We start from the raw sequence: 12,565 nt of genomic DNA on the forward strand, positions 1-12,565 counted from the left end.
TGGCAGTGGGCAGTTTGGTTCGCAGAGAGTATTTTAATAATTATTGACTATGGACCATGGACTTCCCATATTTCGCCATCACTAATAAAATCATCCTGTTATAGGTGTCAAGGCCATTGGGTTGGTTATTAACTTTTAAAAAACGGTCATAAAAAATACCGGTTATAATTTCAGCCTTGTTTTGGTAAGCTATCCAGTAAGCCCGTTCTGTTACAAAATCCCGATGAACCGCCCTTGAAATGCGGGGTTTTAGTTGTTTGTTTGATAAGCTATCGCGATAATATAAGGCGCGCATAAATTCGTCAACAGCGAGATGGTAGGCTGAATAACGAAGTAATCTGTCACGGGAGCCGATTCCCGCCAGGAAACCTGTAAAATCGGCCTCGTCCTCTGGCCCGTATCCCATCTGGTGCGACATTTCATGACAGGCAACTACCGGCCTGTTAAAAACCGGCATCTGGTAATTTATTTGTGCTTCGCCGGTAAATGGATTAAAATACCCGGATGTGCCAATATAATTGAGCAAAGGCGTTAATATGGATGGCTTAACACCCGGATGAAAAGTACGAAAATTAATAGAATCACTTGATAAATTACTTACTGCCTGCACAGCTGTTTGGTATATTGTGCTGTTATTCTGCGCCAGGTCGGCGGGGATTAAACGGGCACGGCAGGCATTGGCGCTATCAATAAGCATAGCAGTAACCGCTTTAAGATTGGTCGTAGTATAGTTGGTATCCCTAAGATTTAATCTTTCGCCGGCTGATGGGCGGAAGTAATTCATCCCCCAAAACAAATAAAAAAACAATATAGCCACCTGCACTTTTACAATCATGCCGCCCAATAAAAAAACGGCCTGCATAAACTCCTTTTTAAAAAGCAGTTTTATAAACCTGGCAAATGCATAAATTAGGTAAATAATAGCAAGGATGTAAAGTATATCGCCAATGCTAAATGGAAAAATATTAAGAACGGGATGCAGCAGGTAACAAATAACCGGGTAAAAACCTTTGGAAAAATAATGCTCTATTGCTTGCGGATAGCCGGCAAATATCATCAGTAAACAAATAAAAACAGCAAGTACTGCTATAGTTATAGCTTTTTCTATTAATGCTCTTCTATTTACTTTGTTTACCATCGGTGGTAAATATAGCAATATGCAGGTGTTGGCAAATAAAAAAGCCTTCCGTAAATACAGAAGGCTCTAATTGTAATCAGGTATAAGTTAGGGTTATTATTTTATAGAAACCGGGATGCTTATTTTATCCCAGTTCATGCTGAAACCATTTTTTGTAATTGCATAGGTAAGTGATTCGCTCATTGGATGTGCTTTAGGAGTTACCATTACGCGCAGCTGGTCCTGAGCCTGATCATATTTATAAGCACCCCATTGCTCAGCAGTTTTGTTAAAAATAACGGTCCATTGTCCTTTTTTAGTCGGGATAACAAAAAATGAATATTTGCCGGCCGGTAGTGCTTTACCTTCAACTGTAATTGCTTTATCAGTAGTAAAAGTAGTTGCAGAATCAGCGCCTGCGCGGTAAACTTTACCATAAGGCTCTAAACCGCCCCATATTTTGCGGCCTTTTACATAAGGGCTCCCGTAACGGATGCTGATATTTGCACCTGCTACTGTACCTTTTACGCCTAAGTGCGGGCTTGCCGGTTTTTTATCCTGCGCCATTATCATGGTCGACATAAAAAGCGCGCATACAAAAACTGATAATGTTTTGAATTGGAATAATGCTTTCATAATAAATGTTTTTTATTAGTTATAATTATGACATAAAGATAAACCGAAATTTGGATTTTCAGCTCCTAACTTTCTTAAATTATTTTTTAGTGATTTTAACATAGAAACCCGGCTAATTACCCTGTAACTTTGTGCTGCTAACTGCAGATGCGCTGTTAGAATAATTTAAATATCCAGCACTTACTATAAAACAAATACAATATTGTAGCGTTTTAAATACAGAATCATATTACAGTTAGGAATTGACCGAAAGGTTAAACAATTGTTGTGATTTTTGGCCTCATGCCGCAAGGTGTGAGGTTTTTTTATGTTTAAAATCCATCCTATCATTCCCGCAGGCTGTGTCCTCACAGCCTGCTAACCAGGAGTTAGTGAAAGCAATGGCGAACACACCCCTCCACCCCTCTCGAGAGGGGAATCGCACCGGCCCGTGTTAAAATAGTTCTTCCACATAAAGAAAGTTAAAAACCATCCTTCTTCTATGGTTGCAAATTTATTTGACCGCTTAAGCTATATTTGCCGGTATATTTATAAAACTGCTTACACCATTAAATGAAGGATACAAATAAAACATTCTACCTTTTATTATTTGTATTAGCGCTTGCCGTTAACATGGCCGGCATAAATGTTAAATTTTTTACCGACGATCCTGGTCTCTATGCTTCATTGGCGAAAAACCTGCTATACAAAAAAGATTTTTTTGAACTTTTTACCTACAATAGTGTCGATTGGCTTGATAAACCACATTTTCCCTTTTGGGTAATATTGTTAAGCTTTAAAATATTTGGCATAAGTACATGGGCCTATCGTTTACCAGCATTGATCTTCTTCCTTATCAGCCTGTTATACACTTATTTATTTACCCGGAAATATTATAACCGGGAGATGGCTTTTATTGCTGTACTGATACTAATGACAGCCCAGCACGTACTACTATCAAACACTGATTTGCGGGCAGAACCTTATCTTATGGGCCTCATAATTGGCGCCATTTATCATATCTCGCAACTACAGGAACGCTATACTTTTGCTGATCTTGTATTAGCAGCCCTGCTTACCGCGTGCGCCATTATGACCAAGGGGCTGTTTGTAATAGTTGCTATTGGCGGTGCGCTGCTTGGGCAGCTCATCTTTCAAAAAAAGTTTTCTGATTTGTTTAAATTTAAGTGGTTAGCACTGGCAATACTTACTTTTATATTCACCTTGCCCGAGCTTTATGCTTTATACATTCAGTTTGATCTGCATCCCGAAAAAATAGTTTTTGGCATGCACCATGTTTCAGGCATCAAATGGTTTTTATGGGATAGCCAGTTTGGGCGTTTTATAAATAGCGGGCCAATTAACCGTAAGGCAGCATCAGGCAGTATATTTTTTTATGTGCATACTTTACTATGGGCCTTTGCTCCCTGGTGCCTGTTGTTTTATTATGCGCTATTAAAAAATATAAAGAACATCTTTCAGCATAAAAAATTAGCGGAGTACTATTCTTTGAGTGGGGGCTTGCTGTTGTTATTACTTTTTTCGCTTTCAGGCTTTCAGCTGCCGTTTTATACCAACGCAGTTTTTCCGCTATTTGCAATTGTTACGGCGCCAATTTGCTTTAACCAATTAAGCCGGTTTGGAACCAGGTTCAGGCTTATTTCGCAATGGGTATTTGTGGTGGCACTGCCGGCTGTTGTAATATTGCTAAACTATTTTTTAAAACCAGCTAACAATTTATTCCTTATTGCCGATTGCATCCTTTTCGGTATAGTGATATTGCTGGTTTCAATAAATATTAAAGAAGCTCACAACAGGATTTTCTTTTTTGGCTGCGCTGCTGCCCTATTTGTTGGCTTTTACCTTAACACTGTTTTTTTTAAGGAGATTGTTGCCTACCAAGGTGAAATTACTGCGGCAGCATACATTAACCAAAAACCTTTTAACAGCTTTCGGATCTACACATTAAAAACTGAAAACAATATATTCCAATTTTACTGTAAACGGCCGGTTAATTTTGTGCCGATAGAACAATTCGACAAGTTTGTACCAAACAAAGCATCTATATTTTATGTAAACCAGCGCTCAATGGATTACCTGGTTCAAAACCATGCTCAGTTTACTGTAATACGTTCATTTATAAATTATCCGCAGGAAAACATCATGCTTGCTTTTATAAATAAAACCAGCAGACACGATGTTTTGGGCTATGTATATTTAATTACCAAACCTAGCAGGCATTTTTAACAACTATTCAACCTTATATTTATAAACCAGCCTGCCCAAGTTGCCTTTGCTGTCAATACCTTCAATCTCAACCCTGTAGGTCCCGGCACCATCAGCATTAAAGAAATTAAATGCAACACTTCCATCCGCACCGGTAACTACATCGGGTTTCCAGAATATTGTGGTGCGCGTATCAGGTAGTTTTGTTGCCGGCAGTTTAACGTCATAACGTGGTGAGTAAAATTCTTTTGCTTTATAAAACCCATTTGGCGTAAGTGAATAAACACCTGGTGCCATTTCCTTGCTCACTATTGCACGGGTGGACGATCCTTGCCTGGTAGTAATAACTATAGCACCGGCACCGCCTTCCAGGCCATAAATAGCTGCATTATTTCCTTTTAAAATTTCAACGGTTTCAACTGCCCGCGGTGCAATTGCATCAATACCATCATTGCGTGCACCCTTAGTGCCGTCAATTATAATCAACATTGGTTCGGTCATACCGCCACCTGATGTAGTTATCTGCGAAGTTTTTAAATATGGCACACCGTTTGCAAAATCAACACCGCGCGCAATGCCATTCAAAGCGGTTACAAGTGTAGGCGCATCTGCAATATCATCCCCATGGATAACCTGGTCGGCATGGCCTGCACCTCCTAAATTTGATGATCTGTAATTATCATTCCGTTTAGGGCTTACAACCTTGTCGCCTTTTAAATACACCCTCGAATCATTACTCGCTGTTATTGCACCTGTTTTCTGACTATTTTGCAGGGAGGCAAGTATATCAGCATTTGAATTGTATTTGGCATCAATTGCGTTCTCAGCATCTATAGCAGCCCCCGGTGTAGGCGGATCAAAAGTAATAATTGCGGCTTTTTTTCCCGATGATGATTGCGTTTTAAAAACAAATCTTTCGCCTGTTTCAAATGTCAGATCTGCAAATTTAAAGCTCCCTGTTGCATCTGTTGCCGATGTTTTAACCGGGCCGCCTGAGTTTGGCAACATGGTAACCTGGGCATTTACTATAGGAGCGCCGGCTTTATTTTTCACTTTACCGGTAATATCAATGGTGCGTTCTGGCTTGTAAGTGGCTGCCGCAGCCGGAGAGCTATCATTCAGCAGTTGTTTCCACACAAAGCGGCGATATCCATGGGTAAGCATTAAAACATCAAGATCGGCACGGGTGTCTTTAGTTATGTTTGCAAAATAATAGTTCGGCTTTTCAACGTAACCCTTTAAATCAGTAGTTAGCAGCAGATGTGTCAATATTGAATTCCCGGCGTTTTCATCAACCAAAATTTTGCTTTCATCAATAACTGATACCGAGAACGATCCGTTTACAGGGGTGCCTTCTTTATTTTTGGCATTAAAGTTCAACGTAATGCTTTCGCGTTTTGCAAACGACGGCTTATCAGTTTTAAGTGACAGGTTTAGCAAATCCTCGTTTTGAACAAAGGCAAGGCGCTCATTCAGTGGTTCGCCCGTTTGCGCAAATAAAGTAACCTGTAAAACCCCGGTTCTGAGCGTACCTGTGGGCAGATCGAGGCCTAATATAGCGTTATCCAGCCTAGTGCTTATTTTTTTTACCGAGCCACCCCAATATACCAGCAAGTTCAACTCTTTATTTAAGTTTTCTTTAAAATAAGCGCGGTTAGCTTTTATTTCAATTGAGATTTTTGCCGGATCGTCGCTGTTAACCGCTAAAGTAACTCCCTTTGATTCAGCCCCCGGTAAATTAACCGTGCTTTGTGAACCATCGTTATAAGTTACTTTCGCCTTATACTTTTTACCCTCTTCGGGTATAAAGTCAAATACGCCCATCCCTAAATGAGTTGAAGCAATTTTTGCTACTTCCTTATTTTCATTATCTAAAATAACTCCTTTTACGTTTATACCTAACCCATCGGTTCCAATTGCCTTAAATGCTACTTTTGAATGGATATCTGACACCAAATTACCACCTTCGGGGAAAAACTCAATTATGGGCTGTGCAGATAGTTTTACGTCCGCGGCAATCCTGTCAACATTATTAATTGAGCTTACGGAAATATGCTGATCAAAATAATAAGCATGATCACCATTGCGCATCCAGTTGGTATAGGCCCTTATGCGGTAGCTGCCTTTTTGCAAAGTATCCGGCAATGAAAAATCGCCCCAGCCTATGCCATTAGTAAGTTGAATAGTTTTTGATTGTAATAAAGCATCGCTTTTACCTATAAGGTCAACGTGCAATATTCCGCTTATCCGCGATGGCTCATGCAACTCGCCCATCGTAACATAAGCTTTAAAATACACTACATCACCGGCTACATAAAAAGAGTACGGCCTATCGAAATGCAAATATGCTTTTTCAATAATATGGTCGGTAATTGTACTTTGTATTTTTGAAACCGCGTTTTCTAACACCGGGCTGCTGCCCTGGCAAAAAGCCATTGCCTGAATGGAAACAAACAGCGCAATAGTAAAAAGTATTTTTTTCATCGGAGTAATTTATTTATGAACGATATTATTAATTCCAGTTGAAGATAATTATGATTAGATGCAACCAATAAGTTAATTAATACAATACTTATAATATTAATCCTTTATTAAAATAAAGACTAACTAAGTGTAGAACAAGGCATTGATAAGAAACTATACCGGTGGTTTATATTGGGTGCTTAAATATACTTATCTTTTTAAAAAGAAAAAATATTTATTTGAGGAAGAGGAAAAAGAGAGTCAGGAATCAAGAAGTTAAGATGCAAGAAAAAGTCAGAAGCGTTTATCAAATGCCTGGTAGTTAGTAATTAACTACCAGGCATTAATAAGAAAAGTTACATTATGCCAAACAAGGACAACGGGTTTCATCTCCTGAATAGGCATATCTTACAAATGTACCTGTTGTGCAATAAGGGCATGGAGTACATGGGCTTAATTCCTGGGTTTGAGTACCATTTACATTACAGATAAGCCAAACCTGGTTTTGCCCGATCCCGCCTGTAACATTCTTCATTTCATCTCTGCTTAATTTTTGTTGCTTTTTCATATAAGGGTATTTTTTAGTTTTTTACCGGTAACACCCCGGCTGGTGGCATGCATTTTAAAGTACATACTCCTTTACTTTTGTGCACAAAGTATCTTTATATGCTTTATTCAAGCATGTATTTTAAATCGGGCAGCTGGTATAGATCAGGCAGGCGGTAACCGTTAAGCAGCATTGTTGGCGTAGCGGTAACCTCTGCCATTTCACACCATACTTTTTGTTTATCAAGCTTCTGAAAATCAGCCTCAATTAATTGTACGGGATAAACCTTTGCCCAGGCTTCGTAACTCTTTTGTTTTTGTTCGTACCAATCATGCAGGGCTTGTTTTACAATTGTTTTATCGGGTTGCTGATTCAGAGCCATCAGGTGGCGGCTTACGGGGGTTTTTATATCTTCATCAGTATTATTGGCGGTAAAAACTATTCGGGCCTGTATATCGTCACGCTGCTCAAGCAATTCAGTTAATTGATTATGGGCTTTGGCACAAGGCCCGCAATAAGGATTACTTACCATTGTAATAATATTATTAGCCCCTACATTACCTAAAACAATACTCCACGCATCATCAGGCTGGGCATACTTGGGTTGCGCCGTTAATGTATTATTAAACAGGTCGGTATTGTATTTAAATTTACGCAGCTGCTGTTTTAAAGGCAGCATTTGCTGAAGCTTTAAGAACAGGGGTTTCAATAGTAGCCATAAAATAACGGGGATAAGGAGGCAAATAATAATGGTTGCCAAGCTCTGACCCTTTCTAAAAGCAATAGAGAAGGTTTGAATATTAGTAACCAATGAAATAAACTCCAGCCATAACAATGCCTGTACTGTGCAACATAACACGCACCATTGTTTTGCTACGCGGGCCTGGTAGTAAACAGAATAAAAAGTATATGGCAAGCTAACAATATTTAAAATTGCCAATGTCCACCAAATTATTGCTGAGCCGCCGCCAAACAATAACAGCAGCCAGGTGCCTGCAAAATAAAAAAAGCCTACCTCGCTCCAGGTAAGCCCCTCAAATACTTTTGCTGCTTTCGACGATAATATAGCGTTACAATTGGTTTTGGTACCACCTTGACAAAGCTTTTGCACCAGCGGGTTATTACTGTCTATTGATTGTACCAGTAATAATATAGATGTAATTAATCCAGCAGTTTTAAAAATGGTTAATAAAGCTGTTTGCCAGTTTACGTTAATAAAATAACCATTACTAAAAAGCGCTGATCCCAGGATCATTAGTAACCCTGCCGCTATTGCCGGAGCTTTTATTGCAGATAAAGTTGATGAAAGTGTTTTAGTGGTTATAAAACCTGCAGAAGGTTCGGCAGTTAAAACAATGCCTTTGAATAGCTTTTTAAATTCATCAAGACTTAGCTTATGGTTGTTCCATTTTTCGCTTGATACCCTTACCTTATCTCCATCAATTTTATTTACCACTAAAAAATCACCACTGTTAATATTAGTATGAGCTATAAACGGACAGGGTACATTGAGCAGGTTTTCCTGGTCTACACGGTAAGCAGCATTTTCAATATTAAATGCGTTTAGTACATCGCTAATTGCCAGCAGACTTGGGTAATCGGGATGCTTTTCTAATTCGGCGATGATAGTTTCGGGCTCAATATTAATTGATAAGCCCTTTAATAATTTGTTAACAGCCGCGTCGGGGTTTTGATAGTTAGTAAATGAGAGCATAAGGCCAGGTTTATTATTTTTTTATTGCATTAAAGGTATATCTCTTAAAGCAATAAATAAAGATAGTGAATAAATTGTTTGTATTTAATAATGCAACAAGGACAATTTTCAGAATAATATTTTTCGTTTAACGCTACTCCACCTTATATCTAAACACCTGCCGCCCTAAATTACCATCCGCATCAATACCCAATCCTAATATATCCTAATTCCTCCAAATCTTCAACAGTTTTAGTTAGGTGTGTGCGGCCATCCTTCAATAAATATACCGTATCACTTATATCAAGCAGGTGAGTGTACATGTGGTCGGTTATTAAAAAGCCTTTGTTAGCTTTTTCTTCCAGCAAAAACTCTTTGATGTTCTCTATCTGGATGGGATTCAAATGCGTAAAAGGCTCATCAAGCATGGCAAACAGCGACGGGGCTTTTACAACAATGTATAGTTCAAGGGTACGCCATTGGCCGCCGGAGAGCTGGTTTACTTTCAGATCGTATCTTGATTTAAATTCAGGGAAACGATTTTCCAAATCTGCTACAGATAACTCAAAATCACCCAAAACTTTTTTTACGGTAAGGCTTTTAGGTATAAAATTAAACTGGGGCAGGTACAATAACAGATCGGGCCGCTTGTTTACTTTATGGGTAACATTCCCATCAAACCTGATGGAATTAATGGAGGCATTTAATGTGCCGAGTATAATGTTCATTAAACAGGTTTTACCCTGCCCGTTGCGGCCCAGCAGACCGGATATTTTACCGGTTTCGCACTTTAAATAAACATCAGACAGGATGCGCCTTACGCCAAAATCAAGCTGGATGCCATCTGCTTCAAGGGTGTGGATCATTAGTTTTTTGAATGTCGAACATCGAATGCTGAATTTTGAATAATAAAGTAATAAAATCCGGACACTTCAATATTCATTATTCGAAATCCGGTGTTCATTATTATTTTTTTTATTAACAATTATTATTTGTAGGCTATCACAATTAATACAAGCCATATCAAAAAATCAAATACTGAAGTTGCTATGCCCAGCATCAGTTTTGGTACACCCAGGTTTTGGTAGTAATACATTTCTTTCTTTTGATAATAGATAGCGGTAGAAAATATCATGCCTATGGTAACAACCTTAAACCAAAACAACACCCCCATTAATTTATGGGCATAAGGGCCATAAAAACCAATAATGCCTATGCAGCTGAGCGTAACCAAAAAGTTGGCTAAAAATATTCCCGCGTAAAATCTTGTGATAAGCTTAAGAGTGCGCATAAGTTGTGATAACGCAATAAATTTGAATAACTTATAATTTAGTTAAACTAATTTTCGGGCAAAACTACTGTTGCTTCTTCCTGTTGCCTGCTATCCTCTTTTATTTTTGATACCAGCAACACTATCATAGCGCCAAACAAAGCAATTATGCCAAAGGACCAGCGGATACTTGAGGCATGTGCAATGTAGCCCACAAACGGCGGCACCAGCAAAAAGCCGGTATAACCAATAGTTGAGATTGATGCCAGGGCAGATGAGCTGCTCATTGTTTTTGATTTGCCAGCAAGGCTGAATATCATTGGCACAACGCATGATACACCAAGCCCTACCAAAATAAATCCAAGCATGGCCGTAATCGGGTATGGCAGCATTACAGCAAGCAGCAATCCGCAAAAAATAAAAATACCGCTAAACCTTAGCACCGTTTTTATGCCAAGGCGGGTTACCAGCCTGTCGCCCACAAAGCGTCCGGTTGTCATGGCTACCATGTAAACTACAAAGGCGGCTGTTGCAGTTGCTTTCTCGGCATGAACTGCCTTTTGAAAGTAAATAGCGCTCCAGTCGTACATAGCATTTTCACAGGCCATGCTGGCAAAGCAGATCAGCGAGAATTTAATGAGGTATTTATCGGGTAAGGAGAATATGGGCTTACGGCTTTGCGGGATCGGTTTTTGATCAATGGTATCTTTAATAAAATAAAACGTCATCACAAAAAGGGCAATACCCACAAACAAAAAGTGATACTGCACACCCACATTAAAGGACACCATTAAATAGCCAACAGCCGCACCGGCAAACCCCGCTAAACTCCAGATGCCATGAAAGGTAGCCATGATTGATTTACTGTAAAGCTGCTGCACAGCAACGCCCTGTGTATTTATTGAAAGCGTCATGAGGTTACGTGCCGAGCCAAAGAAAAACAGCACCACTATCAACTGCCACATATTGCTTGTAATACCTATCAAAACCAGCAGCACGCATAAAAATACCGAACCAAAAAGCATAACGCTTCTGCTGGTGTACTTACTTAACAAAACATTAGTAACAGGCATGGTTAACATTAGTCCAACAGGTAAAGCAAACAGTACGGTACCTAACTGCGCCTCATTTAAATTCAACTGGTGTTTTATGGTTGGGATGCGTGATGCCCAGGTTGAGTAGCCAAACCCTGAAATAAAATAAAATATGGCACAAGCTATACGATACTGCAGGGATGTTTTTATGTTGATAGCTTGTTCGTCCACTTAAATATTTAGCAAGCGCTAAAATACAAGTTTGGTTTAATAGATGATCAGAAACAGGTTATTAAAATGCGATAAACCCTATAATTATCCGGAGTTTAAATCAGGCAATTAACAGACTCCCTGTCCGGTGGCGGGCTGTGAGGACAGCCCGCGGGGGTAGATTATTAAAAAGAAGCAAAGTCAGTTGATACCCGGAGTTTAAATCCGGCGGTTACTTGTCCTGCGGCGGGCTGTGTCCTCACAGCCCGCGGGGGACCTTTTTTAAGGGCTATTTTCCGACTACAACTATATGAAAAGTACCCGGAATTTGCTGAGGCCTTGGGTGCGCATTATCAGCTGTTGGCTCAACAGGTTTCATTTGGGCTGTAGGCAAGTATAGTTTATGTGTAAGCACATCAATACCAATTGTTCTAGCTCCTCTTTCGGTTGGAATATTCTCAACAAATTCAAATTTATCAGCGCTTAACTCCCGTATCACAGAAATAGTGCCCTCGCCGTTTGAGGCGTAAGCCTGTTTTAACTCCGGGTCAAAGGCAACGCCGTCACAACCGCCAATTGGGAATTTTCCCAGCACTTTACCATTTGATGCATCCATTACTACCATGGTTTTATTACCGCCGCAGCCTATAAAAAGACGGTTTGTTGTGCGGTCGATGGCCAGGCCTGAAGGCTCCTCACCGCCATCCAGTTTCCACCTGTTCAATATTTTAAAGGTTGTGGCATCAATTTCAACCTCTTCATTGGTATCTTCAATATTAACAAATACCTTCCCTTTACCGTCAGATACACCTGTTTCTGGTTTACCGCCCAATGGGATAGTTGCAACCACCATATCATTTGCTGCGTCAATTACAGTAGCATCTTTACTGCGGCCGTTAAATGCGTAAACTTTTTTAGAAAATTCGTCATAAAAAATAGCATCGGGATTAGTACCTACAGCAATCTGCTTTAAAACCTGGTTGGTTTTCAAATCAAAAACTGTCACAGAATTTGCTCTGCCGTTGCTTGTATAGCCTTTATTCAAATCTGAAGCCAAAGCTATACCGTGTACGCCTTTGGTATCAGGAATTATGCCGACTGAATCGCCTGTTGCCACATTTAAAATATTTACCTGGTTACCATGCGATGTATAAATGAGCTTGTTTACACCATCAACAGTAATATAATCCCAGCCGCCGGTGCTTTTGATGGGAAAATCATTTAAAACTTTAAACCCGGTTTTCTTTTGGGCAAATAGATGTGCCGGAGCAATAAAAACTGTACTGATCAGTACAATGCAAAGCGATCTCAAAATTGGTTTCATGGCTATAATTTTTTATATAGTTACACTAAGATTCTGTAAATATGTTGTATAAATATTCATTATCCT

At 39.5% G+C, this 12,565-nt stretch carries 10 protein-coding genes; 1 reads left to right on the forward strand and 9 read right to left on the reverse strand.

The genetic code is table 11. From position 1 onward, the window contains the following. Positions 1 to 40: 40 nt before the first annotated feature. Entirely contained in the window at positions 41 to 1,138 is a 1,098-nt protein-coding gene (locus tag JWQ54_RS11995; protein ID WP_299584954.1) for a DUF3810 domain-containing protein, read from the reverse strand. Between the two features lie 96 nt (positions 1,139 to 1,234). Continuing rightward, positions 1,235 to 1,753: a DUF2911 domain-containing protein gene (locus JWQ54_RS12000; protein ID WP_299584956.1), complete on the reverse strand. Its 519-nt coding sequence runs from the start codon at positions 1,751 to 1,753 to the stop codon at positions 1,235 to 1,237. A 552-nt stretch (positions 1,754 to 2,305) separates the two neighbouring features. Here JWQ54_RS12000 and JWQ54_RS12005 point away from each other — a divergent pair. Next, positions 2,306 to 3,979 carry a glycosyltransferase family 39 protein gene (locus tag JWQ54_RS12005; protein WP_299584958.1) on the forward strand — a complete coding sequence of 558 codons (1,674 nt, stop codon included), beginning with the start codon at positions 2,306 to 2,308 and terminating at the stop codon, positions 3,977 to 3,979. Between the two features lie 3 nt (positions 3,980 to 3,982). Here the strand turns inward: JWQ54_RS12005 and JWQ54_RS12010 are convergent, their stop codons facing one another. The 7 genes from JWQ54_RS12010 to JWQ54_RS12040 all read right to left on the reverse strand — a co-directional run bounded on the left by JWQ54_RS12010 (position 3,983) and on the right by JWQ54_RS12040 (position 12,499). Next, the gene (locus tag JWQ54_RS12010) at positions 3,983 to 6,442 is read right to left on the reverse strand and encodes a carboxypeptidase regulatory-like domain-containing protein (protein WP_299584960.1); all 2,460 of its coding nucleotides are present in this window, start codon (positions 6,440 to 6,442) and stop codon (positions 3,983 to 3,985) included. Positions 6,443 to 6,782: 340 nt separating this feature from the next. Then, complete coding sequence (locus tag JWQ54_RS12015; RefSeq protein ID WP_299584962.1) at positions 6,783 to 6,989, reverse strand: hypothetical protein; 207 nt, start codon at positions 6,987 to 6,989, stop codon at positions 6,783 to 6,785. 103 nt (positions 6,990 to 7,092) lie between these two features. Then, positions 7,093 to 8,682: a vitamin K epoxide reductase family protein gene (locus JWQ54_RS12020; protein WP_299584964.1), complete on the reverse strand. Its 1,590-nt coding sequence runs from the start codon at positions 8,680 to 8,682 to the stop codon at positions 7,093 to 7,095. Positions 8,683 to 8,864: 182 nt separating this feature from the next. After that, complete coding sequence (locus JWQ54_RS12025; protein ID WP_299584965.1) at positions 8,865 to 9,527, reverse strand: ATP-binding cassette domain-containing protein; 663 nt, start codon at positions 9,525 to 9,527, stop codon at positions 8,865 to 8,867. 122 nt (positions 9,528 to 9,649) lie between these two features. Then, a complete protein-coding gene (locus JWQ54_RS12030; protein ID WP_299584967.1) occupies positions 9,650 to 9,952 on the reverse strand; it encodes a hypothetical protein in 303 nt (100 codons plus the stop codon). Between the two features lie 47 nt (positions 9,953 to 9,999). After that, positions 10,000 to 11,196 (reverse strand): MFS transporter, encoded by a 1,197-nt coding sequence (locus JWQ54_RS12035; protein WP_299584969.1) that lies wholly within the window; start codon positions 11,194 to 11,196, stop codon positions 10,000 to 10,002. A gap of 268 nt (positions 11,197 to 11,464) precedes the next feature. Beyond that, the gene (locus JWQ54_RS12040) at positions 11,465 to 12,499 is read right to left on the reverse strand and encodes a YncE family protein (RefSeq protein WP_299584970.1); all 1,035 of its coding nucleotides are present in this window, start codon (positions 12,497 to 12,499) and stop codon (positions 11,465 to 11,467) included. Positions 12,500 to 12,565 lie beyond the last annotated feature (66 nt).

This window comes from Mucilaginibacter sp., assembly GCF_028288225.1.
GTDB lineage: Bacteria > Bacteroidota > Bacteroidia > Sphingobacteriales > Sphingobacteriaceae > Mucilaginibacter.

Coding starts and splice junctions, on each gene's coding strand:
- JWQ54_RS12025 (WP_299584965.1), bottom strand. CDS start 9,527: ATGATCCACACCCTTGAAGCAGATGGCATCCAGCTTGATTTTGGCGTA.
- JWQ54_RS12015 (WP_299584962.1), bottom strand. CDS start 6,989: ATGAAAAAGCAACAAAAATTAAGCAGAGATGAAATGAAGAATGTTACA.
- JWQ54_RS12040 (WP_299584970.1), bottom strand. CDS start 12,499: ATGAAACCAATTTTGAGATCGCTTTGCATTGTACTGATCAGTACAGTT.
- JWQ54_RS12030 (WP_299584967.1), bottom strand. CDS start 9,952: ATGCGCACTCTTAAGCTTATCACAAGATTTTACGCGGGAATATTTTTA.
- JWQ54_RS12000 (WP_299584956.1), bottom strand. CDS start 1,753: ATGAAAGCATTATTCCAATTCAAAACATTATCAGTTTTTGTATGCGCG.
- JWQ54_RS11995 (WP_299584954.1), bottom strand. CDS start 1,138: ATGGTAAACAAAGTAAATAGAAGAGCATTAATAGAAAAAGCTATAACT.
- JWQ54_RS12020 (WP_299584964.1), bottom strand. CDS start 8,682: ATGCTCTCATTTACTAACTATCAAAACCCCGACGCGGCTGTTAACAAA.
- JWQ54_RS12010 (WP_299584960.1), bottom strand. CDS start 6,442: ATGAAAAAAATACTTTTTACTATTGCGCTGTTTGTTTCCATTCAGGCA.
- JWQ54_RS12005 (WP_299584958.1), top strand. CDS start 2,306: ATGAAGGATACAAATAAAACATTCTACCTTTTATTATTTGTATTAGCG.